This window comes from Rhodobacter flavimaris (assembly GCF_021378075.1).
GTDB lineage: Bacteria > Pseudomonadota > Alphaproteobacteria > Rhodobacterales > Rhodobacteraceae > Rhodobacter > Rhodobacter flavimaris.
This window is the reverse complement of sequence record NZ_JAJUOS010000005.1, coordinates 157305-174247: the sequence shown is the minus strand read 5'-3', so window position 1 is coordinate 174247 and position 16943 is coordinate 157305. Positions and strand designations below refer to the sequence as shown.

Here is a 16943-nt window from a genome sequence, read left to right as displayed (position 1 = left end):
AAGCTCAGAACTTCATCTTGAGAGAGATCGAGGCCGACCGGCCGGGCGCGACATAGACAAACGGCGTCCCCGAGCGGTAAGCCGCGTCGTAGTAGGTTTCGTCTGTCAGGTTGTCGATGCGCGCCGACAGGACGGTCGTCTGGGTCAGCTCGTATTCCGCCATCGCATCGAAGCGCCAATAGCCGGGCAGCTTGTTGCCGTTCTCGGCGAAGGTGCCAAGCGTCATCGGCCCGCGCCAGGTCGCCTGACCGCCAATCGTCCAGCGATTGTCCAGCGCGTATTTCGCAAGCAGGTTGAAGCTTTGATGCGCGGTATTGGCCAGGCGGGTGCCGATGGCGCTGCTGTCGGCGCTTTCCAGGATCTCGGAATTCATCAGCACCGCACCGCCATAGAGCGAGAGCCGCTCGGCGACCTTCCCGGCGACGCCCAGTTCGACACCGCGGATGCGGTACTTGCCGCTGTCGGCCGTGACCGCCGCCGCACCGCGCCCGGTTGTTTCGCGCGCATTGTCCTTGGTGGTCTGGAAGGCCGCTGCGGTGAACAGAAGATGTTCCCACTCCCACTTGGTGCCGATCTCGATTGCGGTGTTCTCTTCGGGGTCAAGCAATTGCCCTGCCTCGTCGAGCCCGTTGTAGCTGCCGCCGCCTGCGTCCAGTTCCTGCCCCATCGGGTTCGACGAGGTGGCGATCGAGGCATAGACCATGCCCTGGTCGTTCAGCTTGTAGGTCAGGCCCGCGTTCCAGTTGAACATCGTGTCCTGCCGGGCGTAGCTGTAGCCCGAACCCTCGCGGGTGATGTCGTAATCGTCGACCCGTGCGCCGAGGTTCGCGGTCAACTGCTCCGAAAGCTTGAACGTGTCGGTCAGGTAGAGCGAGGTCGTATCGACCGTCGTCGTGCGCGGGTTGCCCGACAGCGGCAGCGCCGCGCCCGCGGCCCAGCAGGCCGAGGTATCGGGGTTGTAAAGATCCACGCCCGAGCAGGTCGTGCCGGTCAGCCCGCCGTAATCCTCGGAATCCAGCCCCGAATAGGCCTGCTGCTCGATCTCTTCGCGCGACACCTGGAAGCCGATCACGAAGTCATGGCTTATCGGGCCGGTATCCAGGCTGAACGCACCCTCGGTCGTGTTCGAGAGCATCCGGTTGACCTGGTAGCTCGACTTCATCGAGGTGGTGACGGTGCCCGTCGTGCTGTCATACGACGAAGGCACCGAGGCGATATAGTCGATGGTGCTGCGGCCGATCCGGGTGCGGTTCGACAGTTTCAGCCCGTTGTCGAAAGCATAGCTCGCCCCGAAGGTCGCTATATCCTGCGTGCCATCCTGGAAATCGCGATCGGCGATGCCATACCAGGTGTCGCGGTCCAGCCCGACCGTCTCGGTCGCGGGGCCGCCGTCGATCCAAGGAATACCCCAGTCCGATTGCTGGTTCATCTCGAGGTGATAGGCGCTCAACTCAAGCGTCAGCGCATCGCTGGCCTTGTATTCGGCAGCAACCGACAGGCCCCGGCGGTCGTCATAGACGCCGTCGCGGCCGGGCACATCGCCGACCTGTGCCATTGCGTTGACCCGCGTGCTCAGCCGCTCATCCCAGACCTTGTTCCAGTCGATGGTCTGGCGCAGCAGCCCGTCGGTGCCCACGGTCGTCTCGGTCTCGGTGAAATCGTCGGCCTGCGGCTTCTTGGTTATCACGTTGACCGCACCGCCCGTGGTGCCGCGCCCGGCGATCGAGCCCGAGGGGCCCTTGGTGATCTCGACCTGCTCGGTCTGGAAGGTCTCGCGGATCGCCGCGCCGGAATCGCGCACCCCGTCGATATAGGTGTCGTTCGTCGCCTTGAAGCCGCGGATGTAAAGAACGTCGCCAAAGGCATTCCCGCCCTCGCCGGTGCCAAGCGTCACACCGGGGGTGGTGCGCGCAAGCTCGCGGATCGAGGTGGCGTTCTTGTCGGCCAGAACCTCCGCCGTAACCGCGTTCACCGTGCGCGCTGTCTGGCTGAGTGGCTGGTTCAGCAGCGAATTGCCCGAGCTGACGGCCTTGTAGCCAGCCTGCGGGTCTGCATAGGGCGAAAGCCCGCCCGCGCCCGCAACGGGGCTTGGCGCGGCGGCGGGGGCTTCGGCCTCGGTCGGCGCTGCGGTGGTGGTGGCTGCCGACGCAGTCGCCGTGCCGGAGGCGGTTGCTGGCTTCTGCGCGGGTTCGCTCGTCTCGACCTCAAGCACCGGCAGCAAGATGACGCCGGTCTGGGTGGTATCCTGAGCCAGCGCGGGGCTGGCCGAGCCAAGCGCCGCGAGTGTGGCCAATGCCAGTGACTGATTGCGGTTGGTCGTCCCTCGCGACGTGAAATTCACCGACCTCAGGGAGGCCGTGGACTGGGTGCTGCGCATTGCGTTCCTCTTTGTCTGTCCTGTTCGGATGGGTGGCTAAGACAAAGAGGCTTGGCTTCCTTACGGCGGCGATAAATGATTCCGATAATAACAGTCAAGTATGATCCGGCGGTTCGAGTCTCCTTCTGTTCGCGCGCCTTCAAAGCTGTCCACCACGGAGGCCTTGCGTCACTGCGCGGTCCAGCCTCCGTCAACGGGGATCGACGCGCCGGTCAGGTTATGCGCGATCGGATTGCACAGCCAAAGCGCCAACGCACCGATTTCCGCCGCGACCGAGGTGCGGCGCGAGGGCTGTTTTTCCGCCAGCAGATCGGCCACTCCCGCCGAGCGGTCGCCGCCGTGCAATGCTGCGCGGGCGGCGATTTGCGGCTCGATGATCGCAGTTTCGGTCCAGCCGGGACAGATGCAGTTCACCGTCACCCCGCCGCTTTCGCGGCTGCCTGCGGCGGCATATTCCAGCGCGGCGACGCGCGACATTCCGACCAGCCCGAATTTCGAGGCGACATAGGGCGCCTTGTTCACCGAGGCCACCAGTCCATGCACCGAGGCAATGTTGATCACCCGGCCATAGCCCCGCGCGGCCATGCCCGGCAGGGCGGCCTGCATGGTGGCGAAAGCGGCGGTGAGGTTGATCGACAGGATACGCTGGAAGGTCTCCATCGGCATATCCGCGATCGAGGCGGTGTGCTGGATCCCGGCGTTGTTGACCAGAATGTCGATCGGGCGCCATGCCGCCGCCTCCTGCACCAGCCTGCCTGCGGCGTTCGGGTCCGATAGGTCGTGACCGAAGAACCGGGCCTCGGGGGCACCGGCATCGATCAGCGCGGCGCAGGCGGCCTCGGCCTGCGCGGCATCGGCAAGCCCGTGCACCGCGATGGCGGCCCCTGCGGATGCAAGGGCGCGCGCGATCTCAAGCCCGATGCCCTGAACCGAGCCCGTCACGAGGGCGCATTTCCCAGCCAGATCCGTCATTTCGTCATCTCCTTGAGTTGGTCGCGCAATGCGTTCTTGAGCACCTTGCCGTAGTTGTTCTTGGGCAGTTCGGGCACGACGTAATAGCTTTTCGGGCGCTTGAAGCGGGCGATATTGGCCAGGCACAGGGCGTCAAGCTCGGCCTCGGGGACAGCGGCGTCGGGCCGGAACACGACGAAGGCCACGACGTCTTCGCCCCATTCGGGATCGGGGCGACCGACGACGGAGACCTCGTGCACGTCGGGGTGGGTCAGCAAGACCTCCTCGACCTCGCGCGGGTAGATGTTCGTGCCGCCCGAAATGATCACATCCTTGGAGCGATCATGCAGCGTGAGATACCCGTCGGCATCAAGCGCGCCCATGTCCCCGGTCATCAGCCAGCCGTCGCGAATGGCCTTCGCAGTGCTTTCGGCGCCGTTCGAATGGCCCGTCCAGTAGCCCGCCATCACCAGCGTGCCCTGCACCGCGACTTCGCCCACCTCGCCCGTGTCGGCCTCTGTGCCGTCGGCACGCAGGATTCGCAGCCGCACGCAGCTTTGCGCCCGCCCGACCGAGCCGAGCCGTGCCTTCCAGTTCGGCGCGCTGCGGTCGGCGACCTCGGCGCGGGTCAGCGAGGTGATCGCCATCGGGCATTCGCCCTGGCCATAAATCTGCACGAAGCGCGGGCCCATGACTTCGACCGCCTCGACGATATCGGCCAGATACATCGGCCCGCCGCCGTAGATCACCGTCTTGATGCCCTCGAACCCGCCGCTCTCGCGGGCAGCATCGACCAGACGACGCACCATCGTTGGCGCGGCGAACATCGAGATCGGCCCCACTTCCGCGCTTAGCTCCAGCACCTCCTGCGCGTCGAACCCGGCCGAGAGCGGAACCACATGGCGCGCGCCGCGCATGATATGGACGAAGTTGTAAAGCCCCGCGCCATGCGACATCGGCGCCGCGTAAAGGATGGCATCTTCGGGGGCGACGTCATCCACATCGGCAAGGTAGCTCAGCGTCATCAGCGTAAGGTTCAGCGCGGTCAGCATCACGCCCTTGGGGCGACCGGTCGTGCCCGATGTGTAGAAGAGCCAGATCACATCGTTTGGCAGGGTCGGGTGCGGTGCCGTCCGAGGCAGGTCCGAAACCGGCGGCAGGTCTGCAATCGGCTGAAGCGCGCAAGATGCGCCGTTCAGCGCTTCGGCCAGATCTTCGGCCATGTCGGACGAGACGAAGCACAGCCGCGCCTCGGCATCGCCGATGATCCATGCGGCTTCGCGCGGGTGCAGCTTGGCATTGATCGGCACGGCGACAGCACCAAGATGCCAGATCCCATAAAGCGCGATCAGGTATTCCGGGCAGTTCTTTGCGAAGACCGCCACGCGGTCGCCCGGCGTGATGCCGGATCGGGCGAGCCACCCGGCCAGCGATGCCACGCGCGCGGCCAGCGCGCCATAATTCGCGACCACGGTATTGCCCAGAAGCAGCGCGGGCCGGTCGAGGAAGACATCGACGGTGCGGTTGAGCCATTCTGCGGGGTTCATCGGCCGATCTTTCGCGCTTCGAGGATCGAGCAGTAATTCGCCACGCCCGAGCCCCCCATGTTGAAGACGCATCCAAGCTGCGCGCCGGGCTGTTGCATCTGCTCGGCCTCGCCCACCAGTTGGCGCGCCGCGATGACATGCATTGAAACACCCGTCGCCCCAACCGGGTGCCCCTTGGCCTTGAGCCCGCCCGACAGGTTCACTGGCAGTGCCCCTCCGCGAAGCACGGTGCCGTCGTCGATGGCACGCGCCCCCTGACCGGGCCGCGCCAGCCCCATCGCCTCGTAGACAAGGAGTTCGGCGATGGTGAAACAGTCATGCACCTCGGCGAAATCCAGATCGTTCACTGTGATGCCCGCGGCCTCATAGGCGCGGGCAAAGGCCTGCGCCGGGCCTTCGAAGGCGGTGATGTCGCGCCGCGACATCGGCAGGAAATCGTTCACCTGAACCGCGGCGCGAAAGCCTACGGCGCGGCGAAAATCATCCAGCATGTCATCGGCCACCAGCACGAGCGCCGCCGCCCCGTCCGACACAAGCGAGCAATCGGTCAGCCGCAGCGGCCCGGCGATCAGCGGGTTCTTTTCCGAAACCGTGTTGCAAAACTCAAAGCCGACATCCTTGCGCATCTGCGCCAGCGGATTGGCCAGCGCGTTCACATGGTTCTTGGCGGCGATCCGCGCGAGGGCCGCGGACTGGTCGCCCCATTTCTGGAAATAGGCCGAGGCAAACCGGCCGAAGATCTCGGGGAAGGTCGCTCCCGCCTCTTCGGCGGCATAGCTTGCGTGGCTCAGCGCCTCGGCGACGCCCGCCGTGGGAAGGTGGGTCATCTTTTCGGCGCCGATCACCAGCGCCACGCGCGCCTCGCCCGCGCGGATGGCATTGCGCGCGGCGTAGATCGCGGTCGAGCCGCTCGCGCAGGCATTCTCGCAGCGGGTGGCGGGCTTGAAGCGCAGTGCGTCATCTGCCTGCAACGCAAGCGAGGCGGCGAAGCCGTCGGGCACGAGGCCCGCGTTGAAATTGCCCAGCCAGATCCCGTCCACGGCGCTTGCCGGGATACCGGCATCGCCTAGGGCCTCTTGCGCGGCCTGCACGATCAGGCTTTCCAGCGTCTCTCCTTCGAGCCGCCCAAACCGGGTGTGGCCCCAGCCGACGATTGTGGCATCCATTTTCGTTCCTCCCTCTCGCGTCCCGTAATAAGCTTGTGCGCGATGCCGCTCTATTCGTGGAACTACGCTATGACCGAGGATGACGAGGCCCTGAGCGCCTTCAACTTTGCGCCGATCGGGCTTGTGCTGACGCATCGCCGTGTCGTGGTTCGTGCCAATGCCCAGATGTGCAAGGTCTTCGGCTATGCGCGCACGGCGCTGGAGGGCCAGTCGCTGTCGATCCTGTATCCCAGCCATGAGGAATTCGACCGGATCGGCGTGATCGGTCTGGAACGGATGCGGCGCGAGAATTTCTACGTCGATGAGCGGATCATGAAGCGCCGCTCGGGCGAGCATTTCTGGTGCCGGGTGCGCGGGCAGTCTCTGACACCCGAAAACCCGTTCGAGCGCGCAGTCTGGAGCTTTGCCGACATTTCCGGCCTGCGCCCGATCGTCAATCTTACCCTGCGCGAACGGCAGATCGCGATGCATATCGCCGAGGGGCTGACCAGCAAGGAAATTGCGCGGCTTCTTGATATCTCGCACCGCACGGTCGAGGCGCATCGCGCGCGCCTGCAAGAAAAGCTCGACGCGCGCAACACTGCGGAAGTCATCGCCCGGATTACCGGCCTGCCGCAGTAACCGCCAAGCCGTCAGTGAAAATCGCGGCTGGGGAACAGCCGTTTGGCCTGCTCGCGCGGGTGTCTTGCGCGGGCGGGGTAGCGCGGCGGGCGCGGGGCGTCGTCGGCCTGGGGCTGGGTGATGCCGATCACCTCATCCATCGGGTGGCCCAGTTCCGACAGCCGGTGCGACAGATCCTCGATCTGATCGGCGATCAGATGCACGACGATGCCCTCGCGCTCCAGCCGCCCGGTCACGCGCAGAAGCCGCCCGCCCATCACGACGCGGCGATAGCGTTCATAGACCTTGGGCCAGACGACGATATTGGACACGCCGGTTTCATCCTCAAGCGTCAGGAAGATCACGCCCGAGGCCGTCCCCGGCCGCTGCCGGGTGATGACAAGACCGCAGACGGTGGTGCGCTTGAGCGGCGCCGTGGGCAGGCGGTCATGCGGCGTCAGGCCGGGAATGGCGGGGCGCAACAGCTCCATTGGATGGGCGCGCAGCGTCAGGCGCATGGCGAGGTAATCCTCGACCACCTCCTCGCCCAGATGCATGGCGGGCAGGCTGACTGTGGGCTCGCGCAGCCCCTCGCCGTCGAGCGGGTCCGAGAACAGCGGCAGCGGCCGGGGCGCGCGGATCGCCCGCACCTGCCAAAGCGCGTCGCGCCGCCCAAGCCCCATGCCCGCGAAGGCATCCGCCTCGGCCAGGCGTTCCAGCGTGGGGGGCTGAATGCCCGCCCGCAGCCAGAGGCTTTCAGGGTCGGGATAGCCGTTGCCCCGCGCCGCCACGATCCAACCCGCATCCTCTTCGCGAAAGCCCTTGATTTGGCGAAACCCCAGCCGCAGCGCCAGCGCGCCGTCGGCGCGGCGTTCCAGCCGGTTGTCCCAGGTGCTGCTGTTCACGCAGACCGGGCGCAGCTCAACCCCGTGCTCGCGCGCATCGCGCACGATCTGGGCGGGGGCGTAGAAGCCCATCGGCTGCGAGTTCAGCAGCGCGCAGGCGAAGATCGCCGGGTGATGGCATTTCAGCCAGGACGACACATAGGTCAGCATGGCAAAGGCTGCCGCGTGGCTTTCGGGAAAGCCGTAATCGGCGAAACCCTCGATCTGGGAAAAGCACTGCTCGGCGATTTCCTGGCTGTAGCCGTTGCGCAGCATCCCGCGGATGAACCGCTCGCGGTGCTGGCCGATGGTGCCCATGCGCCGGAACGAGGCCAGCGAGCGGCGCAGCTGGTCGGCCTCTTCGGCGGAATAGCCCGCGCCGACCACGGCGATCTGCATCGCCTGTTCCTGAAACAGCGGCACCCCCAGCGTCTTGGCGGTCACCTGCTCCAACGCCGGGCCGAAGGGTTCGGGGCGCTCCAGCCCCTGCCGGCGGCGGATATAGGGTTTGACCATGCCGCCCTGGATCGGGCCGGGGCGCACGATGGCCACCTCGATTACCAGATCGTAGAAGGTCGCGGGTTTCATCCGCGGCAGGAAGTTCATCTGCGCCCGACTTTCGACCTGAAACACCCCCACGGCATCGGCCCTTTGCAGCATCCGGTAGGTGGCCGCATCCTCTTGCGGGATGGTGGCAAGCGTGTGGTCTACGCCCTCATGCGCGCGCAGCAGATCCAGCGACTTGCGGATGCAGCTAAGCATCCCGAGCGAGAGGATATCGACCTTGAGAATGCCAAGCGCGTCGATATCGTCCTTGTCCCATTCGATGACGGTGCGGCCCTCCATCGCGGCATTCTCGATCGGGCACAGCTCATCAAGCCTGCCGCGGGTGATGATGAACCCGCCGACATGCTGGCTGAGATGGCGCGGAAAGCCGATGATTTCGCCGATCAGGCGGATGGTCTGGGCAAGGCGCCGGTCGCGCGGGTCCAGCCCCAGCTCGCGGATGCGCTCGGGGTCGGCGCCGCCGTTCGACATGCCCCAGATCTGGCCCGACAGCGCGGCGGTCACATCGAGGCTGAGCCCCATGACCTTGCCCACCTCGCGGATCGCTGCGCGCGAGCGGAAATGGATCACCGTGGCGCAAAGCCCCGCGCGGTGGCGCCCGTATTTCTCATAGATCCACTGGATCACCTCCTCGCGGCGCTCATGCTCGAAATCGACGTCGATATCGGGCGGCTCGCCGCGATGGCGCGAGATGAAACGCTCGAACACCATGCCGATCATGTCGGGCGAGACATCGGTGATGCCGAGCAGGTAGCACAGGATCGAATTGGCGGCCGAGCCGCGCCCCTGACACAGGATGCCGCGCGCACGGGCCTCGGAGACGATGTCATGCACGGTCAGGAAATAGGCGGCGTAGCCCAACTCGCCCACCAGGCCCACCTCCTTCGCCATCAGGGTCTGGACGCGCTCGGAGGGGCCGTCGGGATAGCGGCGGCGCAGCCCCTCCTGTGCCAGCCGGATCAGCCGCACCTGCGGAGTTTCGCCATCCGCGATCTCGTCGGGGTATTCGTAGCTGAGTTCGGACAGATCGAAGCTGCACCGCGCGGCGATTTCCAGCGTGCGCCGCACGGCGGCCGGGTGGTTGCGATAAAGCCGCGCCATGTCAGGCAGGCCCTTCAGGCGGCGCTCGGCATTGGGCAGGGCGCGGGTGCCGATCATGTCGATGGTGATGCCCTCGCGCAGGCAGGTCAGCACATCGGCCAGCTGGCGCCGCGCGGCGCGATGCATCAGCACGTCGCCCACCGCCACCATCGGCGCCGAGGCCCGCAGCGCCAGCGCGGCGCAGGCGTCGAGCCAAGCCTGATCCGAGCCGTCATAGCGCGGCGCGGCCCCCAGGAAGACATGGCCGGGATACCGTCGGCCCAAGTGCCGGAGCGGCGCGCGGGCCGCGCCCAGATCGGGTGGCGGCAGGGCGATCAGGATCATCCCCTGACATCCCTCGGCCAGGTCTGCCAGATCAAGGTGGCATTCGGCCTTTTCGGCGCGGCGCTTGCCCAGTGTCAGCAGCCGGGACAGCCGGTGATAGGCGTCGCGGTCGGTGGGCAGGGCGATCCACTCGACCGGGCAATCGCGCAGCACCAGCCGCGCGCCGACGATCAGCCGGGGCAGGCGCACGTCCTCGGGGCAGGCCAGATCCTGCGGTTGCCCGACCTCCTGGCGCGAGCAGGGATCGATCCGGTGGGCAGAGCGGATGCGCAGCGCCGCCCGTTCTTTCTCCAGCGCCCGCAGCGCGCTATAGGCCCGCACCACCCCCGCCAGCGAGTTGCGGTCGGTGATGGCGATCGCCTCAAGCCCCAGTTCGGCGGCGCGCAACACCAGTTCCTCGGGGTGCGAGGCCCCGGTCAGAAAGGTGAAGTTCGAGGTGACGCAAAGCTCGGCGTAGCTCATGCGAATTCCCCCTGCACGAACCAGCCGGGGTCTTGCGGCGTGTAGAACAGCCACAGGCGGCGGCCCTGCCGGGTCTCGACCCGCCAGTAATCGCGCATGCCCGAGCGCCAGTTTTCGTCCTCAAGCCACCATTCCGGGGCGATGCGCTCTGGCCCGGTGGCGCGCGCGGTGGCGAATGACATGCGGCGCCAGCGGAACCGCTCGGGCGGCTGCGGACCCGAGCCTGCGATGGCCTCGGGCGGGAACAGGCGCAGCGGGCGGGGGCGGGGGCTGCACCAGCCGCCCTCGGGGCTGCTGTAGGCTGCCGGGGCGATCAGGAAGCTGCGCTCGGGGATGTGGCTGTCGGCGGGCAGGAAGCGTTGCACGTTCTCCAGCCCGATGCGGGTGCCGATCCGGGTGATCAGGTCGGCCAGCCGGTCGGGGGCACCCTGCACCTGCATCGCGCCGATCTGTTCGACGGGCAGCGGCTCGACAAGCGTTGCCTCCAGCCGGATCTGGTCGATGCCGAAACCCGCGTCCACCTCGGCCACGCCGCGTTCGAACAGCGGCAGGATGCGCGCGGCATCGCGCATTGCCGCGGCCAGGCGCAGCTCGACCTGCTGGCTACCCTGATCGACACGGCGCAGGGTCAGTTCCAGCCGGCGCGCGCCCACCCCTTGGGCCTTGAGCCGGGCGCAGAGCGGCTCAAGCAGCCGGGCGGTCGCGGCCATCACGTCCGACACAAGGCCGATCGGGTCGGGGAAGGTCAGGCGCAGGCCGAAATGCGGTGGGTCGGCCTCGGGTGAGATCGCCTCGGCCACATCGCCCAGGGCCTGATCGAGCCGCGCCAGAAGCGCCGGGCCGAAGCGACGCGCAAGGGGCGCGCGCGGGGTGGTGCACAGATCCGCAATGGTGCGCAGGCCAAGCCGTTGCAGGCCGGTGCAGATCGCCTCGTCCAGCCGCAGCGCCGCGACCGGCAGCTGGGCGAGCGCGCGCCGCGTCTGACCCGCCGGGGCGATGCCCGCGCCGAAATGCGCCAGCGCCCAGGCCGCGCCGCGCGTATCGGCCAGCCCCAGCCGCAGCTCCAGCCCGGCCCGCGCGAGGCGCGCCCGCATGTCCTCCAGCATGGCCTCTTCGCCGCCCCACAGATGGGCCGAGCCGGTCACGTCCAGCACCAGCCCGTCCGCCCCTTCGCGCCCGACCCAGGGGCAATAGCGCCGCGCCCAACGCCCCAATGCCAGCAGGAAACGCGCATCGCGCCCGGGTTCGGCGGGGCGGCTGACCAGGTCGGGGCAGAAGGCGCGGGCATCGGCCAGGCTCATGGCGCGGTGCAGGCCCAGTGCCTCGGCGCGGGCGTTGAGGCAGTGGATACGCTCGGTATTGCTTTGCCGCAGCGTCAGCGCAAAGGGCGCCTCAATCGGGCGTGTTCGCAGAACCCGGTCGGAGGCCAACCGGGGAAACCACATGCAAACGACGCGTTTCCCGATTCCATCGAACATGCCAGGCCCCAAATGTTCCTGCTTTGTTCTTGATAATTTCCCACCGCATCAGAGTCGAGTCTTCGTCTTGCGGATCGAAGACCGGCGCGGCGTGCCAGCGCGTTTCCGCCGCGTTCGAGCCCATGCCCTCGGGGATCAGGCAAAGCCCGGTCGTGCCCCCCGCCTGCGCCGCCAGTTGCAGCCGCCGCCCTTCGCGCAGATTCAGCGGGCGGGTGATCTCGATCACGACAAAGGGCAGCGCGCCATCCTTCAGCGCCTCTTCGGCCACCGCAAGGCTGTCGGTCTGGCTTGCCGTGCGGGTCAGCAAAAGATCCGACGGATCCATGAAGGACAGAAAGCCCACCGGGTGCAGATTGTCCGCCTGCCAGGCCTCGCGCACCCAAAGCACGGGTTTGCCCGTCATGGCCGCGGCAATCGCGGCAAAGCCCGTGGCGGCGGGGCCGCAGGCCTCATGCACGCGGCCTGCGCGCAGGGGAAGGAAGGGGGGCGAAGCAGAAGACATGCCAAAGACTACCGCGATGACTAGCGATTTCAAGCGGCCCCATGACCTGCGTTCTGCTCCCGGATTGACAATGCCGTCGGCACGGGCGACGCTTGGCCTATGGGGATCCGCGATCTCCCCACGAGGCGATAGCCGAAGCTCGCGTTCCACATCAACCCGCACCCTTGGGAGGAACGCATATGCCTGCGCCCGACGCCATCACGCCCGACAAGCTCGCCAAGCTGATCGGCACGCCCCGCTGCCCCATCATCCTCGACACTCGGCGCGACGCGCTGCGTGCCGAAGACGCGCTGGTTCTGCCCGGTGCCCGCGCGATCCCCGAGGTCGAGATGGCGCCAGAGCGGCTCGCACCCCTGATCGCAACGCTGCAAGGCCCGGTGGTTGTGGCCTGTGCCGAGGGGCATAGTCGCAGCCAGGGACTTGCAGCCCTGCTGCGCAGTCAGGGCATTGCGGCAGAGTATCTCGAGGGCGGTTATGCGGCCTGGCGTGATGCGGGGCTGCCCCTGATCGATCCGGGCAAGATCACCGCGCGCGATGCCGAGGGGCGCAGCGTCTGGGTCACCCGATCCCGCCCCAAGGTGGACCGCATCGCCTGCCCCTGGCTCATCCGCCGCTTCATCGACCCGCGCGCGGTCTTTCTTTATGTCGCGCCCGCCGAGGTGGCAGGCGTTGCCGCGCTTTTCGGTGGCATGGCTTTCGATGTCGAGGACACCTTCTGGAGCCATCGTGGTGATCTGTGCACCTTCGACGTGATGCTGGCCGAGTTCGGGCTGAAATTGCCCGCGCTCGACCGGCTTGCGGTGATCGTTCGGGGTGCGGATACGGCTCGGCCCGATCTGGCGCCCGAGGCGCCGGGGCTGCTGGCGGCCTCGCTCGGCCTGTCGCGGATGTATTCCGACGATCTTGAGCAGCTGGAGGCGGGTATGGCACTTTATGACGCCTTCTACCGCTGGTGCCGGGACGCCACCGGGGAAACCCATAACTGGCCGACCAACCGGCCCGGAGGCGCCGCATGACCGAACAGTCCTATATCGCCGCACCCCCGGATTACCCCAGTCTTGCCGAGGCGACCAAGGTGTGGGCACGTATCGCGGCGCTTTCCTTTGGCGGGCCGGCAGGCCAGATCGCCGTGATGCACCGCATCTTGGTCGAGGAGAAACGCTGGCTCGGCGATGACCGGTTCTTGCATGCGCTCAACTTCTGCATGCTCCTGCCCGGCCCCGAGGCGCAACAACTGGCCACCTATATCGGCTGGCTGATGCATGGCGTGCGTGGGGCGTTGGTGGCGGGGCTTTTGTTCATCGCGCCGGGTGTGGTCGCGATCATGGCGCTGTCGTGGGTCTATGCGGTCTTCGGCGAGGTGGGGCTGGTTTCGGGGCTGTTCTTCGGGCTGAAGGCGGCGGTGCTGGCCATTGTCGTGCAGGCGGTGGTGCGGGTCGGCAAGCGCGCGCTGAAGAACCGCGCGATGCAGGGGATCGCCGCGGCTTCGTTCGGCGCGATCTTCCTGTTCGGCGCGCCGTTCCCGGCCATCGTTCTGGCGGCTGCGCTGATCGGCTGGGCGGGGGCAAGGGCGGGCCTTGCCGCTTTCCAGCCGGGCGGAGGCCATGGAGCGGTCGGCAAGACCCATGTGGCCGACGCACAGACCTTGCTCGGCGAGGAGCATATCGAGACCAGCACTGCCGCAACCCGAGGCGCCTTCACAGCCGGGCTTGGCGCGCTGGCGCTTTGGCTTGGGCCGGTGGCGGTGCTGTGGCTGATCGCGCCCGGCAGCGTCTTCGCCGAGATCGCGGCCTTCTTTTCCAAACTCGCCGTGCTGACCTTCGGCGGCGCCTATGCGGTGCTGGCCTGGGTCGCGCAAGAGGCGGTGGGCCACTACGGCTGGCTTGCGCCCGGCGAGATGCTCGACGGGTTGGGCATGGCTGAGACAACGCCGGGCCCCCTCATAATGGTTCTGCAATTCGTGGGCTTCATGGGGGCCTTCCGCGAGGCGGGCTGGGCGATGCCGCTGCTGGCGGGAACCCTGGGCGGGCTCTTGGCGACTTGGGTGACCTTTGCACCCTGCTTTGCGTGGATATTCCTCGGCGCACCCTGGATGGAGCGGCTGCGCAAGAACGCCAACCTGTCCGCCGCACTGACTGCCGTGACCGCCGCCGTGGTCGGCGTGATCCTGAATCTCGCGATCTGGTTTGCAATGCATGTGATTTGGCGCGAGGTCATGCGCCTGCAGGCTGGCCCCGTCTCGCTTGAACTGCCGGTGATGGCGTCGATCGACTGGGCGGCGGCGGCGCTGGCTGCGCTTGCGCTTGTCGCCGTGTTCCGACTGAAGCTCGGGATGGCGACGGTGCTGGGCGGAGCGGCGCTGGCTGGCATCGCGCTGCATTTGGCCGGTTTAAGCGTTTGATCGCGGGGGCCACAGTTTTGGAAACGGTTTAGGCTCCAGACTCATTGAGTTTCACGGCCATTCGAAACCGAAAACCGCGACCGGTCTGTAAACCAGACTGTAAACCGGGACCCGCGATTTCGGCTAAGTAGTGGAGGCGGGTACCGGAATCGAACCGGTCTTCACGGATTTGCAATCCGCTGCGTAACCTCTCCGCCAACCCGCCAGCCTTGAGGTGGGTCTGAACTAATGGAATGCGCAGCGCCGCGCAAGGGGCAGATTGTGCCGCAATGCCCCGCCGACGTGAAACTTGTGCGCAACAGCCACATGGCCAGTGCTGCGGCATGTTGCCCACTCGAATCTTATATGGCAAAACCGCACAAAGGACGCCCAAACCGAAGAGTTCAGACATGCAAGATTTCGCCGCGCGCCGCACGATGATGGTGGACACCCAGGTTCGTCCCAATGACGTGACGAAATTCCCGATCATCGACGCCATGCTGAACGTCCCGCGCGAAGAGTTCGTGCCCGCCGCGCGCCGCGAGGCCGCCTATGTCGGCGAGAATGTCGAGATCGCGCCGGGCCGCGTGCTGCTGGAGCCGCGCAACTTCGCCAAGATGTTGGATGCATTGGATATTCAGCCCTCTGACCTGGTGCTCGATATCGGCTGCGGGCTGGGGTATTCGGCGGCCGTGATCGCCCGGATGGCCGAGGCTGTCGTCGCTCTGGAAGAGGGTGATCTGGCGCCGCAGGCTGAGGCCACGCTGGCGCAGGCCGGGGCCGACAACGCCGCTGTGGTCGCTGGCGATCTGGCTGCGGGCTCGGCCAAGCACGGCCCCTATGACGTGATTATCATCGAGGGCGCGGTCGAAGCCGTGCCGCAAGCGATTCTCGACCAGCTCAAGGAAGGTGGTCGTATTGCCGCATTGTTCATCGAAGGCGCGCTCGGCACCGTTCGCATCGGCCACAAGATTGATGGCGATGTGACCTGGCGCTACGCGTTCAACGCCTCGGCCCCGCTTCTGCCGGGCTTCAAGGCGAGCAAGAGCTTTATGCTCTGACCGGCGCGCTTCGGCGGCCCGGTCGGTGGATGTGAATTGAAGAATGGGCCGCAATTGCGGCCCGATTTCCCTTGGCGGTGACGCCGGGGCCATGACCCGAAAAACGAGGACCGAGGCATGACGCGCAAGACTCTGAAACCCATCGTGCTCGCGGCAGCAGCAACGTTTGGCATGATGATGCAGCCCCTGGCGGCCCGTGCCGAGACGTTGTCGGACGCGCTGGTCTCGGCCTATCGCAACTCCAACCTGCTGGAGCAGAACCGCGCCGCACTGCGCGCCGCGGATGAGGACGTCGCGGGGGCCGTCGCCGCGCTGCGCCCGGTGCTGCAATGGTCTGCGGATTACGGTTACTCTAAAGCCGATCTCAAGCCGACCGCTGACCGTGTGACCGGTTCGATGACGCTGGCCGCGCAGATGACCCTCTTCGATTTCGGCCGCCATCAGCTGGCGCTCGACATCAAGAAAGAGGCTGTTCTGGCAACGCGCGAGGCGCTGCGCTCGGTCGAGCAGAGCGTGCTGCTGTCGGCGATCTCGGCCTATACCAGCGTCAAGAGCAGCGCCGAGCAGGTCGCGATCAACGAGAATTCGGTGCGTGTGATCGGCGAGGAACTGAAGGCCGCGCAGGATCGTTTCGAAGTTGGAGAGGTCACCAAGACCGACGTTTCGCAAGCCGAGGCGCAGCTGGCAGCGGCGCGTGCGTCGCTGGCGGCGGCTCGCGGAAGCTACGAAGTCGCGCGCGAGTCCTACAAGGCCGCGATCGGCCATTATCCCGGCTCGATTGCTGCTCTGCCGAATGCGCCTCAGTTGCCCAAGTCGGTTGGTGAAGCGACCTCGATCGCGCAGCGCAACCACCCGGCGGTCAAGCAGGTCCAGCACAACGTGACAATGGCGGAACTGGGCGTCTCGGCAGCTGCGGCCGAGCGGATGCCGAAGGTGACGGGTTCGCTGTCCTACAACTATGCCGAAGGTGGCTATGCCACCGAAAGCGCGGGCATCGCGCTGAGCCAGACGCTCTATTCCGGCGGCGCGCTTCCGGCGGCACATCGTCAGGCCCTTGCCAGCCGTGACAAGGCGCGTGCCACCCTTTCGCAGACCGGTGTGGAGCTGGCGCAGGGCGTGGCCCAGGCCTGGGCGCAGATCGACGTCTATCGTGCCCAGATGCGCGCCTATGACGAACAGATCCAGGCCGCCTCGATCGCCTATGACGGCGTCAAGGAAGAGGCGACCCTGGGCGCGCGCACCACGCTTGATGTGCTGGATGCCGAGCAGGATCTGCTCGACGCCCGCGCCTCGCGGATCGATGCCGAGGCCCAGTTGCAGGTAGCCTATTATCAACTTTTGTCGGCTATGGGTCTTCTGACTGTGGAAGACCTCAAGCTTGGAATCCCGACCTATGATCCGGCGGCCTATTACAACGCGGTGCGCAACGCGCCGTATACCAGCACGCAAGGCAAGAGCCTTGATCGCGTGCTGCAGGCTATCGGCAAGAACTGAGGAAGGTCGCTCGCTCCTGCCGCCCGCATTTAGTGCGGGCGCGCGGATC

General features: G+C 66.6%; 12 protein-coding genes and 1 tRNA gene. 5 read left to right on the top strand and 8 right to left on the bottom strand.

Annotation, left to right across the window (positions count from 1 at the left end; all coding sequences use genetic code 11):
• Window positions 1-4 precede the first annotated feature (4 nt).
• The 4 genes from LZA78_RS08620 to LZA78_RS08605 all read right to left on the bottom strand — a co-directional run bounded on the left by LZA78_RS08620 (window position 5) and on the right by LZA78_RS08605 (window position 6041).
• A complete protein-coding gene (locus LZA78_RS08620; protein ID WP_233676525.1) occupies window positions 5-2341 on the bottom strand; it encodes a TonB-dependent receptor in 2337 nt (778 codons plus the stop codon).
• 204 nt (window positions 2342-2545) lie between these two features.
• On the bottom strand, window positions 2546-3349 hold the full coding sequence (locus tag LZA78_RS08615; RefSeq protein WP_233676524.1) for an SDR family NAD(P)-dependent oxidoreductase: 804 nt from the start codon (window positions 3347-3349) through the stop codon (window positions 2546-2548).
• Window positions 3346-4875: an AMP-binding protein gene (locus LZA78_RS08610; RefSeq protein ID WP_233676523.1), complete on the bottom strand. Its 1530-nt coding sequence runs from the start codon at window positions 4873-4875 to the stop codon at window positions 3346-3348. Before LZA78_RS08610 ends, LZA78_RS08615 begins: the two co-directional genes overlap by 4 nt.
• Window positions 4872-6041, bottom strand: coding sequence for an acetyl-CoA acetyltransferase (locus tag LZA78_RS08605; protein ID WP_233676522.1), 1170 nt, complete (start codon window positions 6039-6041; stop codon window positions 4872-4874). The genes LZA78_RS08610 and LZA78_RS08605 overlap by 4 nt, the downstream gene beginning before the upstream one ends.
• Window positions 6042-6110: 69 nt before the next feature.
• Here LZA78_RS08605 and LZA78_RS08600 point away from each other — a divergent pair, with 69 nt between their 5' ends.
• A complete protein-coding gene (locus LZA78_RS08600; protein WP_233676521.1) occupies window positions 6111-6662 on the top strand; it encodes a LuxR C-terminal-related transcriptional regulator in 552 nt (183 codons plus the stop codon).
• An 11-nt stretch (window positions 6663-6673) separates the two neighbouring features.
• Here LZA78_RS08600 and LZA78_RS08595 read toward each other — a convergent pair whose 3' ends face one another.
• The 3 genes from LZA78_RS08595 to LZA78_RS08585 are packed head-to-tail and all read right to left on the bottom strand — an operon-like array spanning window position 6674 to window position 11959.
• On the bottom strand, window positions 6674-9979 hold the full coding sequence (locus LZA78_RS08595) for an error-prone DNA polymerase (protein WP_233676520.1): 3306 nt from the start codon (window positions 9977-9979) through the stop codon (window positions 6674-6676).
• Window positions 9976-11457 (bottom strand): Y-family DNA polymerase, encoded by a 1482-nt coding sequence (locus tag LZA78_RS08590; protein WP_233676519.1) that lies wholly within the window; start codon window positions 11455-11457, stop codon window positions 9976-9978. Before LZA78_RS08590 ends, LZA78_RS08595 begins: the two co-directional genes overlap by 4 nt.
• Window positions 11372-11959 (bottom strand): ImuA family protein, encoded by a 588-nt coding sequence (locus tag LZA78_RS08585; protein WP_233676518.1) that lies wholly within the window; start codon window positions 11957-11959, stop codon window positions 11372-11374. The genes LZA78_RS08590 and LZA78_RS08585 overlap by 86 nt, the downstream gene beginning before the upstream one ends.
• A gap of 179 nt (window positions 11960-12138) precedes the next feature.
• Here LZA78_RS08585 and LZA78_RS08580 point away from each other — a divergent pair, with 179 nt between their 5' ends.
• Together LZA78_RS08580 and chrA are read left to right on the top strand one after the other, a co-directional pair.
• Entirely contained in the window at window positions 12139-12975 is an 837-nt protein-coding gene (locus LZA78_RS08580) for a chromate resistance protein ChrB domain-containing protein (protein WP_233676517.1), read from the top strand.
• Window positions 12972-14360: a chromate efflux transporter gene (gene chrA, locus LZA78_RS08575; protein WP_233676516.1), complete on the top strand. Its 1389-nt coding sequence runs from the start codon at window positions 12972-12974 to the stop codon at window positions 14358-14360. The genes LZA78_RS08580 and chrA overlap by 4 nt, the downstream gene beginning before the upstream one ends.
• A gap of 131 nt (window positions 14361-14491) precedes the next feature.
• On the opposite strand, the gene LZA78_RS08570 is transcribed toward chrA, so the two are convergent.
• Window positions 14492-14565, bottom strand: a tRNA-Cys gene (locus LZA78_RS08570).
• Window positions 14566-14749: 184 nt separating this feature from the next.
• Between LZA78_RS08570 and LZA78_RS08565 the strand changes: the two genes are divergently transcribed.
• Together LZA78_RS08565 and LZA78_RS08560 are read left to right on the top strand one after the other, a co-directional pair.
• Entirely contained in the window at window positions 14750-15400 is a 651-nt protein-coding gene (locus LZA78_RS08565) for a protein-L-isoaspartate O-methyltransferase family protein (RefSeq protein WP_233676515.1), read from the top strand.
• A gap of 117 nt (window positions 15401-15517) precedes the next feature.
• Window positions 15518-16894, top strand: a complete 1377-nt coding sequence (locus tag LZA78_RS08560; protein WP_233676514.1) for a TolC family outer membrane protein — start codon at window positions 15518-15520, stop codon at window positions 16892-16894.
• Window positions 16895-16943: the final 49 nt, after the last annotated feature.

Coding starts and splice junctions, on each gene's coding strand:
- LZA78_RS08615 (WP_233676524.1), bottom strand. CDS start 3,349: ATGACGGATCTGGCTGGGAAATGCGCCCTCGTGACGGGCTCGGTTCAG.
- LZA78_RS08610 (WP_233676523.1), bottom strand. CDS start 4,875: ATGAACCCCGCAGAATGGCTCAACCGCACCGTCGATGTCTTCCTCGAC.
- LZA78_RS08605 (WP_233676522.1), bottom strand. CDS start 6,041: ATGGATGCCACAATCGTCGGCTGGGGCCACACCCGGTTTGGGCGGCTC.
- LZA78_RS08600 (WP_233676521.1), top strand. CDS start 6,111: ATGACCGAGGATGACGAGGCCCTGAGCGCCTTCAACTTTGCGCCGATC.
- LZA78_RS08595 (WP_233676520.1), bottom strand. CDS start 9,979: ATGAGCTACGCCGAGCTTTGCGTCACCTCGAACTTCACCTTTCTGACC.
- LZA78_RS08590 (WP_233676519.1), bottom strand. CDS start 11,457: ATGTTCGATGGAATCGGGAAACGCGTCGTTTGCATGTGGTTTCCCCGG.
- LZA78_RS08585 (WP_233676518.1), bottom strand. CDS start 11,959: ATGTCTTCTGCTTCGCCCCCCTTCCTTCCCCTGCGCGCAGGCCGCGTG.
- LZA78_RS08580 (WP_233676517.1), top strand. CDS start 12,139: ATGCCTGCGCCCGACGCCATCACGCCCGACAAGCTCGCCAAGCTGATC.
- chrA (WP_233676516.1), top strand. CDS start 12,972: ATGACCGAACAGTCCTATATCGCCGCACCCCCGGATTACCCCAGTCTT.
- LZA78_RS08565 (WP_233676515.1), top strand. CDS start 14,750: ATGCAAGATTTCGCCGCGCGCCGCACGATGATGGTGGACACCCAGGTT.
- LZA78_RS08560 (WP_233676514.1), top strand. CDS start 15,518: ATGACGCGCAAGACTCTGAAACCCATCGTGCTCGCGGCAGCAGCAACG.